The 21,970-nt window shown below is 37.4% G+C and carries 23 protein-coding genes; 15 read left to right on the forward strand and 8 right to left on the reverse strand.

The features are described 5' to 3' along the window. Nucleotides 1-75: 75 nt before the first annotated feature. The 3 genes from C0Z22_RS03025 to C0Z22_RS03035 all read right to left on the reverse strand — a co-directional run bounded on the left by C0Z22_RS03025 (nt 76) and on the right by C0Z22_RS03035 (nt 2,522). Nucleotides 76-546 carry a hypothetical protein gene (locus tag C0Z22_RS03025; protein ID WP_103216858.1) on the reverse strand — a complete coding sequence of 157 codons (471 nt, stop codon included), beginning with the start codon at nt 544-546 and terminating at the stop codon, nt 76-78. Between the two features lie 475 nt (nt 547-1,021). Next, nucleotides 1,022-1,846, reverse strand: a complete 825-nt coding sequence (locus tag C0Z22_RS03030) for a hypothetical protein (RefSeq protein WP_103216859.1) — start codon at nt 1,844-1,846, stop codon at nt 1,022-1,024. A 133-nt stretch (nt 1,847-1,979) separates the two neighbouring features. Further along, on the reverse strand, nt 1,980-2,522 hold the full coding sequence (locus C0Z22_RS03035; RefSeq protein WP_158246784.1) for a YceI family protein: 543 nt from the start codon (nt 2,520-2,522) through the stop codon (nt 1,980-1,982). 34 nt (nt 2,523-2,556) lie between these two features. On the opposite strand from C0Z22_RS03035, the gene C0Z22_RS03040 reads away from it, so the two are divergent. The 5 genes from C0Z22_RS03040 to C0Z22_RS03060 all read left to right on the forward strand — a co-directional run bounded on the left by C0Z22_RS03040 (nt 2,557) and on the right by C0Z22_RS03060 (nt 6,899). After that, entirely contained in the window at nt 2,557-2,802 is a 246-nt protein-coding gene (locus C0Z22_RS03040) for a hypothetical protein (protein WP_021266900.1), read from the forward strand. A gap of 298 nt (nt 2,803-3,100) precedes the next feature. Next, nucleotides 3,101-3,646: a hypothetical protein gene (locus C0Z22_RS03045; RefSeq protein ID WP_103216861.1), complete on the forward strand. Its 546-nt coding sequence runs from the start codon at nt 3,101-3,103 to the stop codon at nt 3,644-3,646. Between the two features lie 121 nt (nt 3,647-3,767). Next, nucleotides 3,768-5,081 carry a cytochrome-c peroxidase gene (locus tag C0Z22_RS03050; RefSeq protein ID WP_103216862.1) on the forward strand — a complete coding sequence of 438 codons (1,314 nt, stop codon included), beginning with the start codon at nt 3,768-3,770 and terminating at the stop codon, nt 5,079-5,081. A gap of 109 nt (nt 5,082-5,190) precedes the next feature. Then, on the forward strand, nt 5,191-6,468 hold the full coding sequence (locus tag C0Z22_RS03055; protein ID WP_103216863.1) for a hypothetical protein: 1,278 nt from the start codon (nt 5,191-5,193) through the stop codon (nt 6,466-6,468). Then, nucleotides 6,468-6,899, forward strand: coding sequence for a hypothetical protein (locus C0Z22_RS03060; RefSeq protein WP_103216864.1), 432 nt, complete (start codon nt 6,468-6,470; stop codon nt 6,897-6,899). The genes C0Z22_RS03055 and C0Z22_RS03060 overlap by 1 nt, the downstream gene beginning before the upstream one ends. On the opposite strand, the gene C0Z22_RS03065 is transcribed toward C0Z22_RS03060, so the two are convergent. Next, entirely contained in the window at nt 6,891-7,766 is an 876-nt protein-coding gene (locus C0Z22_RS03065; RefSeq protein WP_103216865.1) for an arginase family protein, read from the reverse strand. The two genes, C0Z22_RS03060 and C0Z22_RS03065, sit on opposite strands and share 9 nt — an antisense overlap. A 23-nt stretch (nt 7,767-7,789) precedes the next feature. Here C0Z22_RS03065 and C0Z22_RS03070 point away from each other — a divergent pair, with 23 nt between their 5' ends. Next, nucleotides 7,790-9,133: a DUF4339 domain-containing protein gene (locus C0Z22_RS03070; RefSeq protein WP_103216866.1), complete on the forward strand. Its 1,344-nt coding sequence runs from the start codon at nt 7,790-7,792 to the stop codon at nt 9,131-9,133. Here C0Z22_RS03070 and C0Z22_RS03075 read toward each other — a convergent pair. Next, entirely contained in the window at nt 9,125-9,967 is an 843-nt protein-coding gene (locus tag C0Z22_RS03075; RefSeq protein ID WP_103216867.1) for an MBL fold metallo-hydrolase, read from the reverse strand. The genes C0Z22_RS03070 and C0Z22_RS03075 overlap by 9 nt on opposite strands. Nucleotides 9,968-10,172: 205 nt before the next feature. Between C0Z22_RS03075 and sucC the strand changes: the two genes are divergently transcribed. The 8 genes from sucC to C0Z22_RS03115 all read left to right on the forward strand — a co-directional run bounded on the left by sucC (nt 10,173) and on the right by C0Z22_RS03115 (nt 17,132). Continuing rightward, nucleotides 10,173-11,345: an ADP-forming succinate--CoA ligase subunit beta gene (sucC, locus tag C0Z22_RS03080; protein ID WP_103216868.1), complete on the forward strand. Its 1,173-nt coding sequence runs from the start codon at nt 10,173-10,175 to the stop codon at nt 11,343-11,345. Beyond that, nucleotides 11,345-12,220 (forward strand): succinate--CoA ligase subunit alpha, encoded by an 876-nt coding sequence (gene sucD, locus C0Z22_RS03085; RefSeq protein ID WP_021266725.1) that lies wholly within the window; start codon nt 11,345-11,347, stop codon nt 12,218-12,220. The genes sucC and sucD overlap by 1 nt, the downstream gene beginning before the upstream one ends. 42 nt (nt 12,221-12,262) lie before the next feature. Beyond that, nucleotides 12,263-12,691, forward strand: a complete 429-nt coding sequence (ndk, locus tag C0Z22_RS03090; protein ID WP_103216869.1) for a nucleoside-diphosphate kinase — start codon at nt 12,263-12,265, stop codon at nt 12,689-12,691. A 97-nt stretch (nt 12,692-12,788) separates the two neighbouring features. Further along, entirely contained in the window at nt 12,789-13,268 is a 480-nt protein-coding gene (locus C0Z22_RS03095; RefSeq protein WP_103216870.1) for a hypothetical protein, read from the forward strand. Further along, nucleotides 13,243-14,616, forward strand: coding sequence for a sensor histidine kinase (locus tag C0Z22_RS03100; RefSeq protein ID WP_103216871.1), 1,374 nt, complete (start codon nt 13,243-13,245; stop codon nt 14,614-14,616). The genes C0Z22_RS03095 and C0Z22_RS03100 overlap by 26 nt, the downstream gene beginning before the upstream one ends. A 60-nt stretch (nt 14,617-14,676) precedes the next feature. Continuing rightward, nucleotides 14,677-15,156, forward strand: a complete 480-nt coding sequence (locus C0Z22_RS03105; protein WP_146037770.1) for a hypothetical protein — start codon at nt 14,677-14,679, stop codon at nt 15,154-15,156. Continuing rightward, complete coding sequence (locus tag C0Z22_RS03110; protein WP_103216873.1) at nt 15,131-16,522, forward strand: sensor histidine kinase; 1,392 nt, start codon at nt 15,131-15,133, stop codon at nt 16,520-16,522. Before C0Z22_RS03105 ends, C0Z22_RS03110 begins: the two co-directional genes overlap by 26 nt. 136 nt (nt 16,523-16,658) lie before the next feature. Further along, nucleotides 16,659-17,132: a CarD family transcriptional regulator gene (locus C0Z22_RS03115; RefSeq protein WP_233189682.1), complete on the forward strand. Its 474-nt coding sequence runs from the start codon at nt 16,659-16,661 to the stop codon at nt 17,130-17,132. Between the two features lie 96 nt (nt 17,133-17,228). On the opposite strand, the gene C0Z22_RS03120 is transcribed toward C0Z22_RS03115, so the two are convergent. Beyond that, nucleotides 17,229-18,707, reverse strand: a complete 1,479-nt coding sequence (locus C0Z22_RS03120) for a hypothetical protein (protein ID WP_103216875.1) — start codon at nt 18,705-18,707, stop codon at nt 17,229-17,231. A gap of 32 nt (nt 18,708-18,739) precedes the next feature. Further along, nucleotides 18,740-19,351 carry a TetR/AcrR family transcriptional regulator gene (locus C0Z22_RS03125; RefSeq protein WP_103216876.1) on the reverse strand — a complete coding sequence of 204 codons (612 nt, stop codon included), beginning with the start codon at nt 19,349-19,351 and terminating at the stop codon, nt 18,740-18,742. Nucleotides 19,352-19,485: 134 nt separating this feature from the next. Here C0Z22_RS03125 and uvrB point away from each other — a divergent pair, with 134 nt between their 5' ends. Beyond that, nucleotides 19,486-21,483, forward strand: a complete 1,998-nt coding sequence (gene uvrB, locus C0Z22_RS03130; protein ID WP_103216877.1) for an excinuclease ABC subunit UvrB — start codon at nt 19,486-19,488, stop codon at nt 21,481-21,483. On the opposite strand, the gene C0Z22_RS03135 is transcribed toward uvrB, so the two are convergent. Next, nucleotides 21,446-21,958 carry a M48 family metalloprotease gene (locus tag C0Z22_RS03135; protein WP_103216878.1) on the reverse strand — a complete coding sequence of 171 codons (513 nt, stop codon included), beginning with the start codon at nt 21,956-21,958 and terminating at the stop codon, nt 21,446-21,448. The genes uvrB and C0Z22_RS03135 overlap by 38 nt on opposite strands. Nucleotides 21,959-21,970: the final 12 nt, after the last annotated feature.

Raw genomic sequence — 21,970 nt, forward strand, 5'->3', positions numbered from 1 at the left:
CTAGGACTTCGTCCATCGCTGTGGCTCCCATCGCAAAAAAAAAGCGACACCGAAGTGTCGCTTAGAAGTATTGAATTATTTTAGGATGTATGGAGTAAGAGTAGTTTCTGTTCTATCGTGGCAGATATCGTAGTTGTACTCTCTAAGTAATGAAACTTTTGTGATTTTTACTTCTCTGTATTTCGCTTCAAAGTTAACTTCAAGCTGCGCATCGAAAACATAGTTGAATGCTTCAAATTCGTCACAACCGTAACCATTAGCAATAACATCTCTGTCTAGTGAACCTTGAACTTTGTATAGGTAGTCTGAACCAGTAACTTCGCGCTCAACGATCTTTCCAGTGAATGACTTTAGTTCACCGTTAAGTACTGCTCTAAAAGTAACAGTTCTAGCAAAGATGTCTGAGTTTAGATGCTCAACATCAGTAAGTGTAATTGTTTCTAGAGCTTTGTAGTCATAGCTAGCTTCAGAAGCTACAGTGTTTGAAAGTTGGTAAGTATTAGCAAATGCTGTAAGTGTAACAAAAAGTGCGATAACAAGTTTCATAATAATCTCCGAGTTTTATTTATGCTGGTTAAGTACCAACCAAAGACTCAAAAGAAAAGTTTGGTTTCTGTTAAGATTTGAACATTAGGAAAAGAAAAGACGTGGCACAAGTGCCACGCCAGATACTTAGAGAAATAGAAGTCAGGCTCGCGTACCTGATTCTATGAAAAGTTATATATAGTAGTTGGATAAAAGATATAGCGACACAGCAGAAGCGAATGTTCTAGCAAATCAATTTCAATATCCCCCTACAGATATATCTAAATTTTATTTGTAGTAACAATTAATTGACCGAATGAAAAGAAGAAAATTTATTTTGGAATCGCGGCAAGATTCAGGGGCCTTGCCGCGAAGTGTGTTCTCTAGACCTGATTACTCTATGCAATTGTAATTAAGTGGAGAGGATATTGTTCTTGTGTTCTCAATGAAAATAACAATAACAACTCCACTTGCAAAGTTGAGATTCTGTTAAGATTTAAAAGAAGTAATAACCGATATCCAATGTAACTGTTCCACGCTTGTGAAAGTCGTCAATGATAAGAGCATGGTCATTGTCACCTGATTGGGCCGCAGTGTAAGTTGCATAAAGTTCAACAAATCCATCACCCTTGGCATATCTTAAATAAGGTAGCCAAGCTACGAAACGATCGTCACCAGCTTTTCTGTCACCATCTCTGTGGTCAGTATACCACTCGCCACCAAAGCCAAGAGACCAGTTGTCATTAAAGTTGTAAAAAGCAAAAGTTCCAAACATTGTACGCCATGCATTTGCATTAGGATTCCTTCCATTCTTATTGTAAACCTGCAAGTAAGTATTCGCTTCTAAAGTTAGCTTTCCGTTAGCGACTGTTTTTGATGATAGGAAATAGGCCCTATGATATGAGTCGTATCCACTGTTGCGATCTTCACCATCAAAAATATAATTTCGGTTTTGAAAGTTTAAGTTAATTCCGTGCTTATCTTCAGTTAGGATATTGTTTACGTACCATCTTAATGATGAGTAAGCGTATTCTCCTTGAAGTGTTTTCTTTCCTTCTTGTCCTATATATTGAGTGTAGACAGGAACCCAACGAATATTCTGATTCTTTGATAGGTTTAAACGAAAGTAGAAGAGGTGATCCATTGTAATACCATCTCTATCTTTTGAATTGATCTCTGCGTATGTAGAGTTTAAATAAAGAAGTTTAAAATTCTTTGATAGGGAATCAAGAAAAGAAGCTTCTTCGATTGAGATTTCATTGACCTGCGCATAGGTTATATTAATGACCAATGAAAGTAGTAATGTTGCTATCTTTTTCAAATATGCCTCCAAGCTTACTTAAATAGGGTTCGACCCTGAACTTAGAGGGAGTATGATAGTTAATTGAATTAATCACAAAAAGATGTGGGTGAAGTTAGTGAAGGTTCACTTTCTTTACCCACAATTGAGTATATTATTTACACTTTGAGAACTTAGATTCAATTGAAACTTGAACATCGTTCCAAGTTTTCCCTTCGTGAAGGGCAAGACATGCTTTATTGATAGCAGATAGGTTTTTTCCTAGAGCAAAATCAAGAACATCAATTGTTCCTTCTGCCTCTAGCTCACCATCTTCGATATCGTATTTCATTGGAACCTTGATTGTTTTTCCACCTAAAGTCATATCTACATAAAGGTAGTTGCTATCAACTTTATTAACAACACCTGAGATTTTCATATCTTGAAAAAAGAATTTCTCAATCTTTGCATCACGAGAAGCATCTTTTGTGTGAACAGAGTTTACGTCAATTGTAAAACGTGCACCACGAATTAGATCCTCAATAGAACCTTGTTTCTTCGTTGTCTTGATGTCGAATTTTTTAAATTCACCTTTTACACCAACTTTTTTTGCAGTCTTGTATGCTTCCCACTTTATCTTCGTATTTGCGTTACTAACTTCGAAACAGTTTGCAAATGTCATACTAGAAAAGAGGAGCCCAGCAATAATAAATTTCATTGTCTTTCTCCTTTGAATTAGATACATCAAGTATATGAAACAAAATGATTATCCGAAAGATTTTTATGTAACTTTACAAAATAATGACAATCTCATTGGTCAAATTGAAGTTAATAAAACATCTCGTGGATTCAATGCAGATATTGCAATCGTCTATAAAGAAACAAAAAAGATTTTCAAACACGTGGATCAAGTTTTTAACGCAGAAGATGAAACTGAAGCTTGTGATATTGGGATGATGAAATTGTCTCGTTTCTTGAAGTCAGTGAAGTCAATTTAATAACACAAAGACAATGTGTGTCAGTCATAAATATGACATCGCCTTTTTATGAAACTACGTACTATTAATGCCTTTTCGCTGCGTCAGTGGTTTTGAAAAGTTGGCACGGGCCTTGCTTATATATAAACGTGTGTGTGTTGGAGCAGAAGAAAGGATTTTTTCACTCCGTCAAAAATGTCTCTCTTTAAGAAGCCGGATCAGTGATCCGGCTTTTTTTTTGGAAGCGGCATTTGCCACGATGGCAAAATGACGCTGAACAACGCCGACCGACCAGTATGGGAGGTCAGGTGAACCAACTATGCAATCTAGAAAACACCCTTACCAAATTACCACCCAACCAGCGACACTTCACGAAGTGAAGTTAGCGACATTCAAATTACAGACTCCCAAACCAGCGACACTTCACGAAGTGAAGTTAGCGACATTCAAATTACAGACTCCCAAACCAGCGACACTTCACGAAGTGAAGTTAGCGACATTCAAATTACAGACTCCCAAACCAGCGACACTTCACGAAGTGAAGTTAGCGACATTCAAATTACAGACTCCCAAACCAGCGACACTTCACGAAGTGAAGTTAGCGACATTCAAATTACAGACTCCCAAACCAGCGACACTTCACGAAGTGAAGTTAGCGACATTCAAATTACAGACTCCCAAACCAGCGACACTTCACGAAGTGAAGTTAGCGACATTCAAATTACAGACTCCCAAACCAGCGACACTTCACGAAGTGAAGTTAGCGACATTCAAATTACAGACTCCCAAACCAGCGACACTTCACGAAGTGAAGTTAGCGACTTTCAAATTACAGACTCCCAACCAGCGACACTTCACGAAGTGAAGTTAGCGCTCTTTTTAAGCATACTCCCTTAGGTCCTCTTTTCTCAACTAACTTAGAAACAGTTTGACGAGGCAAACAAAGCTTCCTACTATCTTTCAAACACAATTGGGACACACAAAAAATGAAAACATTATTTATCCTCACATTGGCACTGAGCGCTTTTGCAGTTCAGGCCGACCAACTTGATATTAAGCTAAAGCGCTATATTGAGGGCTTTTCAATGAAGGCCGTTGAGAAGCCAACAGGAAAGAATCCACAAATTTTTAAATTAGGAAAAGAGCTCTTTAATGAGAAAGAGATTTCTGGAAATCGCAATATTAGCTGTGCCGATTGCCATATGCCTGAATTTGGCAGTGGTGATAAGCTTCCTGTTGGAATTGGTGAAGGTGGAAAGTGGCAAGCAGGTGAGCGCTTAATTGCTAAAGGCCATGCTATTCCACGAAATTCACAACCTCTTTATAACTTAGGTGATAAGAATATCGAATTTATGTTCTGGGATGGAAGAGTTCACTATCGTAAAGATTGGGATGTTTACACAACTCCAGTTGAAGCCTTAAATGGTGATTATCCTGAACGATGGGATATTACTGAAAATCTTGGAAGTGCCCTTGCTGCGCAAGCTCTTTTTCCAATTACTTCTCATGAAGAAATGAGAGGCGTTAAGGGAAGCAATGACATTGCCAACGCCGTAAACGAAGAAGCAGTTTGGAAGATCGTTATGGGAAGACTTTTAAAGATGCCTAAGTATCAAAAGTTGTTCAAAGAAGCCTATCCAAGGACTCCAAAGGCTGAACTTAATATTGGCCACTTTGGTCAGGCTATTGCTCATTTTGAAACACATGAATTTGCAGTATATGAAACGGCGTGGGATGAGTACTTAAATGGCAACCGCTTTGCTCTTAATCAAAAGGCTAAAAGAGGTGCAGTTGTATTCTTTGAAACTGGAAGCTGTATCGGATGTCATACAGGGACACTTCTTGGTGCGAATATGTTTGCAGCAGTAGCTTCGCCGCAGATAGGGCCAGGTAAGAATGATCCGAGAAGAAATGATGAAGGGCGATTTCTTGTAACCAAGCGAGAAAGTGATCGCTATAAATTTAGAGTTCCACCTTTAAGAAATATTGCATTAACCGCTCCTTACTTTCATTCGGGCGCATATGGGAGCCTTGAGGAAGTTGTTGAACATTACCGAACAGGTGTTACGGCAATTGATCAGTATGACAGCTCTTGGTTACTAAGCACTTTTAAGAAGAATTTTGGAAAGAATCTCTTTGTTGAAACAAATCAATATATGCTCTTTAAAAAGAAAGATGCAGCAGACATGATCCTTAAAGATCAATTGATTCGTATCAATGACTCGCAAAAAAGCGATTTAGTCTACTTTTTGAAGTACGGATTAACTGATAAGAAAGATCTCCAGAGAATTATGCCTTAAAAAATTGGTAGCGAAATTTGTATAAACAAGCAGATTTCGCCCATATTTCATTAATATCTTCGCAACGTGTTACAATAACTATTGTCGCGTTAAACTTATGGGGAAGTTGATGAAAAAGTTGATTTTATTTTTAAGCATAGTCGCAATTTCAAGCACTTATGCTCTTGTAACAGATGAGAATTACGAAGGAGTGACGGATGTTCAATTCGATGTTGTCCGTTCATTTGATATTCTTGATCCTGAAACAGGTTACTCCCACCGAATTGATGCCCCAAAGAGAGGAAGTGATAAGAGTATAAAGGTTCGTATTGTTGGTCAAAATAATTGGGCCTATCGAATTAAACTTGAAGTCGACGGAGTTGAGCAAGATAAGACTTATCATGTAACGAAACGATATCTTAAAGAGGCCCTTGATATGGCAACGGCCTATAACTATATCCGCTTAAACCGTACTATTGATGAAGTAGGGAATCCTCCAATTGAGCCTTGTGAAGGTAGTGATATTTTATCTGAAAACCGTCCTGTTTATGTTGGCGAAATTTTTGAAGAGCCTAAGAATATCATTACAAGTAATCAAAAGTGGAAGGCCGGTTGCGAGGTCTTAGAAAACCGTAATTCATTAACTTCAAGCGATAGCAATACTAAGTCAAAGCTTGGACAATGTATTAGGAGTATCCAAAACTCAATTACACGTCAGGGTTCTTTAAAAAATCGTGGGCAAATATTTAAAAACCTCTACCGTTATTTAAGACCGGAAGAGCAGCACTTTGCCGCTATGATCTTTACTGCTCAAGGTGAAGCTGGAATCCTTGTTCGTGATATCAATGGTGGTGAAAGACACCCTGAAGAAATGATGATGATCATGAAGGTTATTGATAATCGTGTTCGTAACTCGAATGAAGATGCATCTCGTGCTGGTAAAGAAGGTAGTACGACTGCTCTCGATATTGCTTTAGATCCATGGCAATTCTCGATGTATAACCATAATGAAGATAATTGGAGACAAATGATGCTTCCTGGTCGAAATCAAGAGTTTGATACGGCCATTGATGCTTATATGAAATTTGGAACGGCCAATTTTAAGCCGAAGCCAGATGTTGATCATGTTTACCATTACCATGCAAACTGGATGCTTCCAACAAATGATGCTTGGGGAGATAACTTTAGAGCAAATCAAGATAATTGGGAGTTAAATGTTCAAGTTGATGGAAATCTTCTAAGACAGCCAAACCCAATGTATAATGAAAACAATGCAAGTGATCGTAAGAAGATTGCGAAAAGTTGGAAAAGACAACGCCATATTTTTTATAAACCAATCGATACAGATGGAAAGATCGTTGATGGCGACGATTGGCATTGGACTGTAAAGAAACCGTTTAGGTCATAATGAAAAAGATACTATTAATTACAACATTTCTATTTCAAACAATTGTTAGCGCTGGTGTTAGTGACTGGTCAATTGTAAATATTAAAGGTGACTTCTGGCTTAAGAAAAAAGATTCGAAAACACTTAAGGCAAAAATCACAAAACGTACTGGAAAAAGTAAAGTTACTGAGACTAAGTCTGTTGGTGATAATTATGAATTGATAATTTATTACGCAGGTTCAGCGGGTACTTTCCAGTTAATAGATATTTACTACGCAGTCATCTTTGATAAGAAGAAAAATCAATTTATTGGAGACTACCCTTGGGAATATAAAGCTCAAGAAGGATCTAAAAAAGTTGATAATCCAAAATGGGATATTTCAAAGAAGGTCATTAAAATTAATGACCCACAAACTGACTTGAAGAAAACTATCCAATTAAGATCAAACTAAGAAATCATAAATGAGTGAGGCGAGGGCGCGTGCGTCCTTTGCCGATAACTCGTCAAATAACGGATTGTATTCGTAAATTCCTAAAATCTGTTTTTTACTCGCTGTATACTCTTTATATTGAGAAACAAGCTTTCTTAAAAACTCAAGAGGGATTCCGTCGTGATTTACAGCGCTCACACTTTGCATATCACTAGCTGCAATAGCGTCTGCATCGATACTAAAGAGAATATCACCATCATGTTTTTCGTAGATCTCTTTCATAAAGCTAGTGTCGCTAAAAGTAAGAGATAACTCTTTGAGCTTTTTCGTATCGATAATATCCATCTTCATACCTTCATAATTTTGAGGCACGTTTGCATATTGATGAATTCCAATTTGCAAAATTTTGACTTCTTTCTGATTGGCCACTTGGCGAAATGGAGTCCCTGAATGATAGACATCATCACTTCTTGTATCAAGGTGGGCATCAATATTGATTAGAAGTGGATTCTTTAGTGCAACACCCATGGCAAGAGGATAGACATGGTCGTGTCCTCCACCAAGGTGAACTAATTTCTTTGCTTTTATCTTCTTTATTTTCTCGATTGATTGGGCCTGCATTTTATCAAAGTCCAACTGTCCTTGGTTGGCGATACTTATTATTCCAAGCTCACTGAGGCTATTATGATCGGCAAATTTTTTTAGCTGAGAAAGGATTACTTTTGGCCCGTGAGAGGCGCCGCGGCGGCCACCGTTTCTCACAACACCAAGGTCGTTCTCACTTAGTAGAAGAGCTTGCTGTGAATTAAAGTCATCAATTTTAAAGCGAGTGGCAATAGATTGTGATTTTCTTTTGTTAAGATTGTCATCTATTTCTTTCCAGCCCATGTAACTTCCTTTAAAGTATAACTATGCAAAAAAATTGGTATATTAATCAGTCCGGCAAAAATAAGGGACCATTCAACGCTCAAGATATTATCGACTTTTATGATAAAGGTCTAATTAAATCCTATCAACTTTGCTGGCGCAAAGGGGCCAAGAATTGGAAGCCTGTCTTTGCAGTCATTCAAGTTGCCCGTAATGAGGCCCAATCTTATTATGAGTCTAAGGTTTTAGATGAAGATCATGATCTTCCTGAGATTCCTATACACGAAGCAAAGTTCTTTGATGACTACAATGAGGATGATACTCCACCTCCTTTAGAGGAAGAGATTGAAGATGAGGACGATTTTGAACGTGAGTTAGAAGATAGTAGCGAGAAACTTGATGTCGCAGCAGACATTAAGTTACCTAGTAAGTTTCCAATTTATACAACAGTTATTGCAAGTTTTATCATCACAGTTGTTGTGGTTATCAGTTTCTACATGGCCGCAGGCCCTAAAGTGAAAGAAGTTGAGTTAAAAAATATCTCTATTAGTGCACTAAATGAATTTAAGAAGCCTGTTAGTGCAAATGATGTACATTTAATTGTTAATAAGGATATGTCTGCTCTTTATATAAAGCTTCCATTTAAAAGGAGAGTAAGTGTTGAGCTCATTCTTCATCGAAAACCAGATGAGCTACATCGTGGGGATGTTCTCGTAAAGGCCCATAATATTGGAGAAGGCGGAATTATTGAGTTTAAGGATCTAACATTAGAGGAAGGACAAAACTTCATACCTGGTTCTTATGCAGTAACTTTCATTTACGATTATCTTGGACTATTGGATAATATTAAGAGTAAATTTGGGACTGGTTCAAACCGTGAAGTTTTAGAAAAGAAAGTATTCCTTGTTCCTGAAACACGTGAAAAATATATTGCACAAATTACAAAAGTTGAGAAAAAGAAGACTGTTGCTTCAAAAAAGAATATTGCTGCAATTAATGAAAAGCTTAGAACACTAGAGGCCCTCATTTCTTCGATGTCTATTCACTATCGTCTTTCTCTTAGTCAGGTTAGTGGATGGTTGGCCCATAAAGAATTTAAGCAACGATATGCAAAGAATATTGCACCTTTGTTACAGAGTATTATTTTATCGAATTATGATCTTAATGATGCAAGACTTTCTAGTGAAGAGAGGAAACTTGAAAATGAAATACACTCTTTGGGTAAAGATATAAGTGCTTGGAGTGTGAAGCTTACTGATAAGCTGTCTCGCTATGGAATGCTAAATAAGAAAAAGCGTCTCTACCTAAGAAAGTTTATGGATGATGACCGCGTGATTTTTCAGTCTTCAAAGAATGATATTCAAGCAGAAATTCAAAAGCTACTCTAAGTCTACTGGAATATACTTTCCGCGCTCATTTTGCGTAATCTTTGCACTGGCGTATTTAGGGTCATGTTCAAAAATTACGCGAAGATCTTTTTCTACAATCATCTTTAGAAATTCAATCTTATCAACAGTCGTCTGCCCAGGAGCAATGTCATAGCCCATAACCCAAGGCACGTGAACGTGATTTGATGTTGGGATTAGATCGGCAAGATAGATATATTCATTTGTATATGGGTGTATAAGGTGAGGAGTATGGCCATAAGAGCACTTAAAACGAAGGCTATCATTACTTAATTTTAAAATTTCACCTTCTTTTCCAGTGAGCCAGTGAACACGTCCAGCTTTATCAAACCTTTCAATTGTTTCTTTAAAGTATTGCTTATGAAATGAGCCACTATCTCTTAACGTTGGATTAAGTGCATATTCCCAGTGGTCTTTGTGAAGGTGAATCGTGGCGTTTGGAAAGACCGGTGCAAATTCACCATTTTCATCTTTATATACCATCCCACCAACATGGTCGAAGTGTAGGTGAGAGATCACAAGGTCTGTCACACCTGCACAATCAATTCCCTTGTCGGCAAGTGCCTTCTTTAAAGGAGAGTGTTCTTGGCGTACATCGAATTGCTCGTCAAACTTTTCACCGTGATAATCGCCAATTCCCGTATCTGTTATAATGATGCGATCTTGGTCCTTGATGATCCAAAGTCTTAGGTCGAGGTCAATGCGGTTGTCATTATCCGCAGGATGAACCTTGTTCCATAATGGTTTTGGAATAATGCCGAACATGGCACCACCGTCTAATCTAAATTTACCAGGGCTAATAAGTATGTTTTCCATGTCATAATTGTGCGAAAGTTTAGAAATTGCTACAAGACTGTAAGCGTTATATTGTGAATAAATCTTCAGTTCTAAATCTTAATCATTTAATGCACAAAAAACTTGGGGAAAATGACACGACTCACCTAGAAAGATATGGTCTTGCCCTCTATTATAAGCCAGTAAAATCATGAATATTTCATAGACAAAAAACTTAGGAGTTTTAATGAACGTACATGAGTACCAGGCCAAGGGTTTAATGAGAGATATGGGCCTGAAGGTTCTTAGAGGTGAAGTAGCGAAGACTGTTGATGAAGCAGTTGCTGCTGCAGAAAAATTAGGTGGAAATATTTGGGTTGTTAAGGCTCAAATTCACGCAGGTGGGCGTGGTAAAGCAGGTGGTGTTAAGCTTGCAAAGTCAATCGAAGAAGTTCGCTTACACGCTGACGATATTCTAGGTAAGACTCTTGTTACTCACCAAACTGGTCCAGAAGGAAAGAAAGTACACACACTATTCATCGAAGAAGGATGTGACATCGAGCATGAGTACTATGCTGGTGTTGTTCTAGACCGTGCAACTGGTAAAGTTACAATGATGGCCTCTGAAGAAGGTGGAGTTGAAATTGAAGAAGTTGCTCACAATACTCCAGAGAAAATTATTAAAGTAGCAATCGATCCAGCAGCTGGGTTCACACCATTTGTTGCTAGAAAGCTTGCATACGGAATTGGTCTTAAGACAAAAGAAGAAGTGAAGGAAGCTTCAATTTTCTTTAAAGGTCTTTACGATCTATACATGAAGTATGACTGTTCAATTGCAGAGATCAACCCATTAGTAAAAACTAAGCAAGGTGATATCTTAGCACTAGACGCAAAGTTAAACTTTGATTCAAACGCTCTTTTCAAGCATCCAGAGGTTCAAGAACTAAGAGATCCAACTGAAGAAAGTGATAAAGAACTTGCAGCAAGTGAATTTGGTGCAGCATATATTGAGCTTGATGGAAATATTGGTTGTCTAGTAAACGGTGCAGGTCTTGCAATGGGTACAATGGACATCATTAAGCTACACGGTGGTGAGCCAGCTAACTTCCTTGACGTTGGTGGATCAGCAACAAAAGAAACTGTTCAAAAAGCATTCTCTCTAATTCTTCAAGATGAGAACGTAAAAGCAATTCTAGTTAATATCTTTGGTGGGATCATGAAATGTGACATTATCGCTGAAGGTGTTGTTGCAGCTGCAAAAGAACTAGAACTTACAGTTCCATTAGTAGTACGTCTAGAAGGAACAAACGTTGCTCTAGGTAAGAAAATATTAAATGAATCAGATCTTGCAATTATCGCTGCTGAAGATCTAGCTGATGCTGCAAAGAAAGCAGTTGAAGCAGCAAAAGGGGAGGCGTAATGGCCATTCTTATTAATCGTGATACAAAACTAATCACTGTTGGTTTTACAGGTAAGCAAGGTACTTTCCATTCACTACAATCAAGAGATTACGGTACTAACTTTGTTGGTGGTGTAACTCCAGGTAAAGGTGGAACAGTTCACGAAGGTTTCCCTGTTTTCAATACAATCAAAGAAGCTATGAATAAGACGGAAGCGAATGCGGCCATGATTATGGTTCCACCTCCGTTCGCAGCTGACTCAATCCTTGAAGCAATCGATGCAGAAATGCCACTTATCATTGCTATCACTGAAGGGATTCCTATCCTAGATATGGTTAAGGTAAAAGCAGCTCTTAAAGGTTCAAAATCAAGACTAATTGGTCCTAACTGTCCAGGTGTTATCACTCCAGGTGAGTGTAAGATCGGAATTATGCCAGGTCACATCCACATGCCAGGTCGTGTTGGTGTTATCTCTCGTTCAGGAACTCTTACTTATGAAGCTGTTTACCAATTAACTCAAAGAGATATCGGACAATCAACTTGTGTTGGTATCGGTGGTGACCCAGTAAACGGAACTAACTTCATCGACGTACTAGAGCTTTTCGAAAAAGATCCAGATACAGATGCTGTTATCATGATCGGTGAGATCGGTGGTTCTGCAGAAACAGATGCAGGTCGTTGGATTCAAAAGAACATGAGTAAGCCAGTTGTTTCTTTCATCGCTGGTGCTTCAGCGCCTCCAGGTAAGAGAATGGGGCACGCAGGTGCAATCATCTCTGGTGGTGATGACACTGCTGAAGCTAAGTTTAGAATTCTTGAAGAGTGTGGTGTAACTGTATCACGTTCTCCAGCTGAACTTGGTGAGACAATGGAGAAGGTTTTAAAGAACCTTTAATTAAAGAATTTAGGAAATTTTCCGCAAGATAATTTTAAGGAGATTAAAATGGAAAGAACTTTTAGTATCGTTAAGCCAAACGCGCTTCTTGATAACAACATCGGTAACATCATTAAGAGATTTGAAGAAGAAGGTCTAAGAATCGCTGCTCTTAAACTTACTCACCTTTCAAAAGAGAAAGCTGAAGGTTTCTATATCGAGCACAAAGACAGACCATTCTTTGGTGAGCTTGTTGCTTTCATGACTTCTGCGCCAGTTGTACTTATGTGCCTAGAAGGTGAAAACGCAGTTGAAAGAAACAGAGAAATCATGGGGGCTACTAACCCAGCTGAAGCTGCTGAAAATACTCTAAGAAAGCTATATGCTAAGTCAATCGGTGAAAACGCTGTTCACGGTTCTGACTCTCTAGCTTCTGCAGAAAGAGAACTTGCTTATTTCTTCGAAAAAGATGAAATTTGTCCACGTTTCTAATTATCTTTTTATCTTAAAAGCATAATGAGAGAAGGCCTTGTCTATGACAAGGCCTTTTTTATGTTTATAAAGAGAATTTGTCGTGTTAAGTTTACGTATGAAAACTCTTGTACTGTCTTTAGCATTATTCGGGATTTCGGCATTTGCTCAGATCCCAAGACAAAAAATTAAAATAATGAATCAACGACTTCATAAAGAGCTTAAAGTTGTAAAAGTTGATTATTTTACAAATATTCCAAGTGAAGAATTCTACTTCGTCGATCCCTATCAAAAGAATAAAAAGAATAAAGCGTTGGCATTCTCTCTTGAGAATCTTTTCAAGCACTTTGCTCCAGATGCAAAGTCAGTAAAGCTAACGGCCATTAATCTTTATCAAGTTATTATCCAAAGAAATACTGAGAGGGCCAAAACAACTTACGTCATGTATAAGCAAGATGGAAATTGGATGGAAAACTCTGACTTAGGTCCTTTAAGGGTTATCAGAAAAGGTTTAGGTATAATTCCGAATGATAAAATTACCAAAGAAGGAATAGATTGGATTTGGATGATTAATGAGATTTCTTTCATCTATGAATAAATTTTCGAATAAACACTTATTTTACAGTTTCATCGTAATTTTTATATTTGTTATCGCTGCAGGAGTAGGGGCCGGTCTTCGTATCTTTGATAAAGATGAGCCTAAGCTGTTTAATGCTCGTGTTATTTCGAGATTGTATTTTCAAGTGGTCGCAAGTATTCATGCCACTTCCCAGAACCTTGAAGAATTTAAAAAGAGTCCAAGTTCTGAAGCCCTTGAGTCCGCTTTTCTTAGGGCCGATGCAATCCTTGGTCATACAATGGCCTATAGGAGTGAAATCTACTCTCTTGCTGAATATGATACAGAGTCGTTTCTGAAATATCTCTCTGAAGTCGACCGTAGCTTTAATACTGCTAGACAAAAGATTGAAGCACTCCTTTTTAAGGTTGAGTCAAATGTGGGATATTCTTATGTTGCTAGTGACTTGAATAAAATTGATGAAGTTCTAATCATCTTAGAGCGCTTGAATAATCTAACATTAAAGCTAGAGAGTGAGTCATGGCTGTTGTCTGCAAATGTATTTGGGGATGCTGCAGGTTCATTTGAATTTAATCGAATTGTTTTTCTCACTTCTTTAATTGGTCTATTTATTTGTCTGACCGGCTTTCTGATCATGCTTATTTTAAAGAGTAGGAGTGATGAAGAGCTAAAAGAAAAAAATGTTGAGCTGCTTAATAATTATCGACTCGCAAACCTAGGTGAGTTTGCCGCTAATGTTGCTCATGAGATCAATAATCCACTCACGGTTTTATTGTGGAGCGTAAAAAGAATTGAAAAAGTTAATAACAGCGATGGGGAAATGAAAAACTTGGCGATGATTAGAGGTCAGGCCGAGAGGATTGATCAGATCATTAAGGGGATAAAGCTTCTTTCTCAAAATTCTAATCACTTAAATAATAGCCCAATAGATATTGAAGAACTCTTTGAACACCTGCGAGAGATTATTATTCATAAATGTGTCGCTAATAATATTGTTTTGAATATTGAAGGGAGTTGCTCAGGAAGTAAGGTCTGGGGGAAAGAGGTTCAACTTCTTCAAGTTTTCACAAACTTTATTGTTAACTCTATTGATGCAATGGAGGGAATGAATAATAAGAAAATTTCGATTAAGTATAAAACTAATCTTGAAGATCAGTTACTTATTCATATTATCGATACCGGTAGGGGGATTGATCTTAAAGATCAGAAGAAGCTTTTTGCTTATATGTACACGAGTAAGCCTGGTACAGGTATGGGAATCGGACTTGCCCTTAGTTCACAGATCATTGAGTCTCTTAACGGCCATATCAAATACCTAAATAATGAGGAAAATACGACTTTTGAAATCATGTTGCCCCTTTATCGCTAATTAGTTTCTATATTTCTTTTATACTTGGTCAAATCGACTTAATCGTGATAAAAATTATTTATGAAAATTTTGCTACTAATCGCTACGTTTTTTAGTATTAGCGTGATTGCTAAAGTACCTAGACAAAAAATTGCAATCTTAAATCAAAAACTTCATACGGAAGACAAGGTTGTGAAGGTTGATTACTTCACTAAAATCCCAAGTGTTGAGTTTGATTTTTTTGATCCATATCAACAGCACAAGAAGATAAAGGTAACAGCTTTCTCTCTTGAGAGTCTGTTTGTTTATTTTGCGCCTACAGCTACGTCGGTGAAACTTAAGGCCATTAATCTTTATAAAGTTCATATTAAAAGAAATGTTGAACGTTCTAAAACGACTTATATTATGTATAAGCAGGATGGGAAGTGGCTTGAAAATTCAGAGCTTGGCCCTATGAGAATTATTAGAAAAGACTTAGGGGTCATTTCAAAAGATAAGATTACTGAAGAAGGAGCTGACTGGATTTGGATGATAAATGAGATCGAATTCGTCTATGAGTAAGCTTTCTAATAAGCATTTATTCTATAGTTTCTTAATTATTCTCGTTTTGATGCTTTCTGCTGGATTTGGAGCAGGGCTTCGAATTTTTGATAAGGAAGAGCACAGACTTTTTAACTCAAGAGTTGTTGCTAGACTTTATTTTCATGTGGCCTACGCTATTCATGACACTCATAAAAAACTTATAAAATTTAAAGATTCACCAACAATTGATAATCTCGAAGATGCCTATTTAAGAATTGATGCTAGCTTTGGACAAATTAGTGCACTAAAGAGTGAAGCTTTTATTTTAGATGAGTATGAAACGAAATCATTTCAAGACTACCTGAAGGTTGCAAATGAAATCCTCACGTCTGCTCGTGGTATTATTGAGACAGTTCTTACGAGGGCCGAGAGTGTAGATGGCTATCAATTTACGGAAAATGACTTTAAGGAGATTGCTCGCTCAATTCTAATTCTAGAGCGACTCAGTGACTTGAACTTAGAGCTTGAAAGTGAGTTTTGGCAAATCTCTGCCTATGTCTATGGCGATATCACCAAATCTTTTGACTTTAAGCGTGCTGTTTACCTAGCTTCTCTTACCGGTTTAACTATCTGCCTTATTGGTTTCCTCGTCATCCTTGTTTTAAAAATTCGAAGTGATGAGAGGCTTGAAGAAAAGAATGTTGAGCTTGTTAATAATTATCGTCTGGCAAATCTAGGTGAGTTTGCGGCCAATGTCGCTCATGAAATTAATAATCCTCTTACTGTACTTCTGTGGAGTGTGAAAAGACTAGAGAAGAACACTGCTGATGAAGAAGAGAAGAAAAAGTTTAATATGATTAAGAATCAGGCCCAAAGGATTGATCAAATTATTAAAGGGATCAAGCTTTTATCTAAGAACTCTAATCATCTAAACAATAGTGCAATTAATGTAGATAAGCTCTTTGATCAGCTACAAGAGCTTGTTATTCATAAATGTAGTGCAAATAATATTGCTTTGAATATTGAAGGTGACTGTAAAGGTTGTCAGATTTGGGGAAAGGAAGTTCAGATTCTTCAGGTACTCACAAATTTTGTTTCCAATTCTGTTGATGCAATTGAAGAGATGGAAAGAGGGCGAATTACGATTCGCTATAAATCTAATAGTGAAAACCAATTGATCATACATATTGTTGATACAGGTAAAGGGATTGATCTTAAGGATCAGAAGAAGCTCTTTGCATATATGTATACAACTAAGCCAGAAGCCGGTATGGGCATTGGTTTGGCCCTTAGTACTCAGATCGTTGAGTCGATGAATGGCCACATTAAATATCTTAATAAAGAGGAGAATACGACTTTTGAGATCATGCTTCCTCTTTATCGTAACTCAGCTAAATATAAGTAGTTGAAATTATTGGGTCGTTTCTCTACAACGAACTGTCTAAAATTCAAAGATCATATGTAAATCTTACAAGGCTCATTGAGGCTGATGCTGCGTCGTAGTATATTCAATGGGAGAGAAAATACCCTTGGAGGTAGAAATGTTTAACATTGGAGATTACGCAGTTTGCCCTGGCCACGGTGTGGGACAAATTGTGGACATCGAAGATCGCGAGGTAGGAGGACAAAGTCTTTCATTCTACATCATTAAAGTTGTAGCTAATGGAATGACTGTAATGGTTCCTACGAATTCCAAAGATGGAATTAGAGTACTCGTCGACGAAAAAGAGATCAGTGAAGTTTACGAGCTTCTTAATGATCATGATGTAACAGTTGATAATTCAACTTGGAACCGTCGTTATAGAGACTATATGGAAAAAGTGAAGACTGGTTCACTTATTGAGATTGCTGATGTCCTTAGATCACTTTTCTTATTAAAGAATAAGAAGAATCTTTCGTTCGGTGAAAAGAAAATGCTTGAGCAGTGTAGAGACCTAATTGTTCAAGAGATTTCAATCAAGAACGGGGCAGAGAAAACTGAAGTAAAAAATCAAATTGAGAGCTGTTTTAATTAATAGCTTTATAAGTTCAAGGTTCTTTTGAACTTATTCTCTTGTGTTGTGTGTGTGAAATAAGCGTTTGTGGGGTAACTTGCAAGCGCTTTATTTTTTTCAAAGACTTTCAAAATATCTTTTTTCAACATTTTCGAGTAACTCTTTTGGTGTAACTTCCATAATGTACTCAGTATTTCCTTCGTAATTGATTCGCTCGTGAATTGGTTTAAAGCCCCAGCGCTTAAATGAACGGGCCCTAATTTTATCCGCTTCTATGACAATGCGATCAAGGCCCTCTACTTTCTGTGCCGCAAATGTAACGGCCGCTATTAAGTCATTTGCATTGAAAATGGAATCATTCCCATCTACTGCAAAACGTCCAATTTCGGCTATTATTTCACCTCTTTGTCTTTCTACCTCATGGCCAGTAAAGATCTCAAGAGGAAGCTTCTGATTTACTTCTTTTGAAAGAGTAATTGAAATTGTTCCCGAAATATCGATCGAATCTTTTTCTCTAGATAGGTAGCGAATACCAGAATCATCATGACCTTTAAATGAATATTTTATCTGAGAGTTTCGAGCTGCTGCAAGAACGATTGTACGACTTTCTAATTGCTCTGTTATTTCTTTAAGCTTATCTAAGTCTTGGTCTTCGATATTTAGACGATTCTTGTATTCATTAAAAAGAAAGTCTCTCACGGTACTGACTAGTTCAGGACGTGATTCATAGTCTCTGATAGCATCAATCATATGAAAGGATGCCTTCACTTCATTATCATCCATATAGGTAAAGCTTTGAATCTTTTTGATCCTTCTTTGAGGTGAGAAAAAGTTTTGATTGTAGTTTAAGCTATTTAAAAAGTTCGCAAACATCGTTTGGTAAGTTATCTCTTCACTCTCATTTGCAGAAATATTAAAGATAGAGTTGCTCGTTGAGCTCGAGTTATCAAAATGTACAAGAGTTCTTGTTCTTCCTTGAGAGTCTACATGAACTGGCTCGTGTAACTTATAAGGGTTATCTCCAAGTTGTGCATATGGGACGTAATCTAATTCTCCACGGTAGAATTTGATAAGAGTATTGATTCGTTGATATTCACCTAGAAGATAATCTGTTATTTCTTTTTCATCTTTCTTATGAGCTTCATAAATAATAGTGCTGATATCATTTTGATACTTATAAAGTTTTGAAATATTATTCTCGTATTGCTTTTGATGATAGTCGCTTAGTTGTGATAGGGGAGTTACGGCCTTTACTTTATCGGCCTTAATAAGATGCTGCTGATTAAGAGGAACTTTTAAATTCCCTCTTAAAGTAGTGAAAACTAAGTGGCCATCTTCTATCTTACGATCTAGTCCTGAACGATGGATATAAGAAAGGTTGATCCCCTTATACTTATCTTTCAGATAAGTCATGATTTGTGCAACCTTTGTGTCATACTTAGGATCCGCTCCAAAATTAACAAATTCAGAAATGGCCTCGAGACAAGAATTTGGCCTATTTACACTTGCAATTGAGCGGCGTGCAACTTCGTCTTTACTAAGAATAAAGCTAAGAACAACTAGAATGGAAAATACACAAGATATTAGAATCTTCACCAATAGCTTTTCGGAAATTCTACGGCAATTCTTTAGTTGTTTAGTCGGTTAATTAACGTCTCAAGCCTTTTTATGTAGGCTTCAACCTCTTCTTTTGGATCAATTACATTATAAAGGCTTAATATCTGGATGATAGCACCTGTTAGAAATTCATGAATGGCCTGACCAGCAAGCTCAGGGTTTAGGTCTTTTGCGAGCTGCCCATCTTTTTGAGCGCTACGAACGAGGTCGATAATCCTCTGTCTACCGGTGTGAATGAGGTTGGCAGCAGTTTGTGAAACCTTCTTGTCGATAGAAGCGCGATAGTAAAGATAGAGAATCGTTTTTGCCTCATTGGGACGGTCAATGAGCCATTGGAAATTAGCAAGACAATGCTTTTTTAGTTTAGTTAAAGAAGTATCTTCTTCGCAAATTGTGCTTATGACTCTAGCGTGGTTCTTTGTAACGATAAATTCGAGAACTCCAAGAAAGAGTTGAGACTTATTTTTAAAGTAGTGAAAAACTGCAGACTGGCTAACTCCAAGTGTATTTGCAATCTTTTGAAAAGATGCACCATCAATACCTTTGTGCGCCATCTGATCGATTGCTGTCTCAATGATCGCGATCTTTCTTTTTTCACCTTTAGGTGTTTCACCTACACTCATAATAAACCCTAATAACAATTCGAATTTTTACTATCATATAAACTTTCTATCGAGTTTACAAAAACTAACTTGGTTATATTAATGATAACTCAATTTCGCTGTTTTAAACTATGATAATAAGATAAAATAGGCATATGAGTGAAAATGTATTTAATTTAAAATCGAAGTTTAAGCCTTGTGGAGATCAGCCTGAGGCGATTAAAACAATTGTAGAGAAGCTTACAAGCGGCACTAAGGAACAAACACTTCTTGGTGTAACAGGTTCTGGAAAAACTTTTACCATGGCCAACGTTATCCAAAAGCTAGGAAAGAAAACTCTTATTCTCGCCCATAACAAGACTCTTGCTGCTCAACTCTATGCAGAGTTTCGTGAATTCTTTCCTGATAATGCTGTTGAATACTTTGTTTCATATTATGACTATTACCAACCAGAAGCCTATGTTCCTGGAAGTGACACTTATATTGAAAAAGACTCATCAGTAAATGATGAGATCGATAAACTTCGCCACTCGGCAACTCGTTCACTACTGGAAAGAGATGATGTGATTATCATCTCATCTGTTAGTTGTATTTACGGGATTGGTTCCCCTGATGAGTATGCGAATATGAGAGAGACTCTCTTTGTTGGAGATGAAAAAGATCGCGACGAATTTTTAAAGTCACTTGTTGCAATTCAATATGAAAGAAATGATATCGACTTTGTTCGTGGATGCTTTCGCGTTCGTGGTGATATCGTTGAAATCTTTCCGGCCCACGAGGATTCAAATGTTGTACGAGTTGAGTTCTTCGATGATGAGATTGAGAGTATTACAATTGTTGATCCTTTAAGAGGAACAAAGATACAAGCACTACAGAAGGTGACAATCTATCCAAAGTCTCACTATGTTGTTGGTGAGGAGAGAATGGAGCATGCTTTAGAGACTATTAAAGTTGAGCTTCGTGAAAGACTACAGGAATTAGAAAAACAAAATAAACTGGTAGAAAAGCAAAGACTTGAACAAAGAACACTTCTTGATATCGAAATGCTTGAAGAGATGGGCTTTTGTTCTGGTATTGAAAACTACTCGCGCCATATGACAGGAAGTGAGCCTGGTGATCCACCTCCGACTCTCATTGATTTTTTTAGAAAAGACTTTCTTATGATTATTGATGAGTCCCATATTACTGTTCCTCAGGTTGGAGGGATGTATAGGGGAGATAGAGCAAGGAAGTTAAATCTTGTGGATTATGGCTTTAGACTTCCATCAGCACTTGATAACCGTCCTTTAAACTTTGAAGAATTTAAGACAAAGTTAGACGATATTCTTTATGTCTCAGCGACTCCTGGAAATTATGAGTTAGAGAGAACTCACGGTGAGTTTGTTGAACAAATCATTAGACCAACTGGCCTTCTCGATCCAATTATCGAAGTTAGGGATGCTACCAATCAGGTTGATGACCTCCTTGTTGAAGTAAGAAAAATCATAGAAAAAGGTCAAAGAGTTTTAATCACAACACTAACGAAGAAGTTAGCTGAAGAGCTAACTAATTTCTATCATGGTAGTGGAATTAAAGTGAAGTATCTTCATAGTGATATCGATACAATCGAGCGAGTTGAAATCATTCGCGATCTTAGACTTGGGGAATTTGATGTTCTTGTTGGTATTAACTTATTAAGGGAAGGACTTGATATACCTGAGGTTTCTCTTGTCGCAATTTTAGATGCAGACAAGGAGGGCTTCTTAAGATCTGAGAGATCACTCGTTCAGACAATTGGACGTGCCGCTCGAAATAGTGATGGTAAGGTTCTTATGTATGCGTATCAAACGACAAAATCGATGGAGCGAGCAATAGGAGAAACGAAAAGGCGTCGTGCTATTCAGATGGAGTATAATGAGGCCAATGGAATCACTCCTCAAACTATTTTGAAAGAGGTATCTGGTGGTGTTATCGAGACTCTTCGAGGAAATAAGAAGAAAGGTAAGAAGAGTGGACCTAAAGAAGTCTCGATGTCTCCTGAAGAAATTAAGAAGCGTATCGCTGAGCTTAAGCTAGAGATGAAAGAAGCTTCAAAGGATCTTCGATTTGAAGATGCAGCTAAAATAAGAGATGAAATTAAGTTCTTAAACGAATCATTTCTAGTCTTTGGCTAACTTCCGTTGTAATTGGCATACCCTTTAAGAAATTAAATAGTCCAAGAGCATGGCCATGACGAATAGAGAACTCATCTGCTTCAATTTGTTTTGTCATCTCTCCAATTTGTGATCTCATCGTAAAATGACGATAGTAGAGGTGACCTAATTCATGGAAGATAACTGCTTGGGCCATTTCGTTATCTGCTGAACGAATCAATTTTAGTAATTGAGGGTAAATAAGAACAAATGTTTTATCTCCATGTGAAGGAATAACACTTGAGTACATTCCTTGGCTTTCGAGAAAAACTAATTGTCCATATGAGGCCAAGCTCTCACATTCTTCTTCATCGAGTTGTCCAAGTATATCTTGAAAGAATCTAAAAATATGTGGATTTGAAACGATCCAGTGGTGTGCTGGATCAGAAAAGTCCACTAATGGTAGGTTTTGTTCTTCAGTATTCTTTGTAAATGTTTTCTTTATTGCGTTTATCATACAAGATTCATC

The organism is Halobacteriovorax sp. DA5 (genome assembly GCF_002903145.1).
GTDB lineage: Bacteria > Bdellovibrionota > Bacteriovoracia > Bacteriovoracales > Bacteriovoracaceae > Halobacteriovorax_A.

Excerpts from the sequence above, each read along its gene's own strand:
- C0Z22_RS03025 (WP_103216858.1), bottom strand. The coding sequence starts at position 546 with ATGAAACTTGTTATCGCACTTTTTGTTACACTTACAGCATTTGCTAAT.
- C0Z22_RS03035 (WP_158246784.1), bottom strand. The coding sequence starts at position 2,522 with ATGAAATTTATTATTGCTGGGCTCCTCTTTTCTAGTATGACATTTGCA.
- C0Z22_RS03040 (WP_021266900.1), top strand. The coding sequence starts at position 2,557 with ATGAAACAAAATGATTATCCGAAAGATTTTTATGTAACTTTACAAAAT.
- C0Z22_RS03045 (WP_103216861.1), top strand. The coding sequence starts at position 3,101 with ATGCAATCTAGAAAACACCCTTACCAAATTACCACCCAACCAGCGACA.
- C0Z22_RS03050 (WP_103216862.1), top strand. The coding sequence starts at position 3,768 with ATGAAAACATTATTTATCCTCACATTGGCACTGAGCGCTTTTGCAGTT.
- C0Z22_RS03055 (WP_103216863.1), top strand. The coding sequence starts at position 5,191 with ATGAAAAAGTTGATTTTATTTTTAAGCATAGTCGCAATTTCAAGCACT.
- C0Z22_RS03060 (WP_103216864.1), top strand. The coding sequence starts at position 6,468 with ATGAAAAAGATACTATTAATTACAACATTTCTATTTCAAACAATTGTT.
- C0Z22_RS03065 (WP_103216865.1), bottom strand. The coding sequence starts at position 7,766 with ATGGGCTGGAAAGAAATAGATGACAATCTTAACAAAAGAAAATCACAA.
- C0Z22_RS03070 (WP_103216866.1), top strand. The coding sequence starts at position 7,790 with ATGCAAAAAAATTGGTATATTAATCAGTCCGGCAAAAATAAGGGACCA.
- C0Z22_RS03075 (WP_103216867.1), bottom strand. The coding sequence starts at position 9,967 with ATGGAAAACATACTTATTAGCCCTGGTAAATTTAGATTAGACGGTGGT.
- sucC (WP_103216868.1), top strand. The coding sequence starts at position 10,173 with ATGAACGTACATGAGTACCAGGCCAAGGGTTTAATGAGAGATATGGGC.
- sucD (WP_021266725.1), top strand. The coding sequence starts at position 11,345 with ATGGCCATTCTTATTAATCGTGATACAAAACTAATCACTGTTGGTTTT.
- C0Z22_RS03095 (WP_103216870.1), top strand. The coding sequence starts at position 12,789 with ATGAAAACTCTTGTACTGTCTTTAGCATTATTCGGGATTTCGGCATTT.
- C0Z22_RS03100 (WP_103216871.1), top strand. The coding sequence starts at position 13,243 with ATGAGATTTCTTTCATCTATGAATAAATTTTCGAATAAACACTTATTT.
- C0Z22_RS03105 (WP_146037770.1), top strand. The coding sequence starts at position 14,677 with ATGAAAATTTTGCTACTAATCGCTACGTTTTTTAGTATTAGCGTGATT.
- C0Z22_RS03110 (WP_103216873.1), top strand. The coding sequence starts at position 15,131 with ATGAGATCGAATTCGTCTATGAGTAAGCTTTCTAATAAGCATTTATTC.
- C0Z22_RS03115 (WP_233189682.1), top strand. The coding sequence starts at position 16,659 with ATGTTTAACATTGGAGATTACGCAGTTTGCCCTGGCCACGGTGTGGGA.
- C0Z22_RS03125 (WP_103216876.1), bottom strand. The coding sequence starts at position 19,351 with ATGAGTGTAGGTGAAACACCTAAAGGTGAAAAAAGAAAGATCGCGATC.
- uvrB (WP_103216877.1), top strand. The coding sequence starts at position 19,486 with ATGAGTGAAAATGTATTTAATTTAAAATCGAAGTTTAAGCCTTGTGGA.
- C0Z22_RS03135 (WP_103216878.1), bottom strand. The coding sequence starts at position 21,958 with ATGATAAACGCAATAAAGAAAACATTTACAAAGAATACTGAAGAACAA.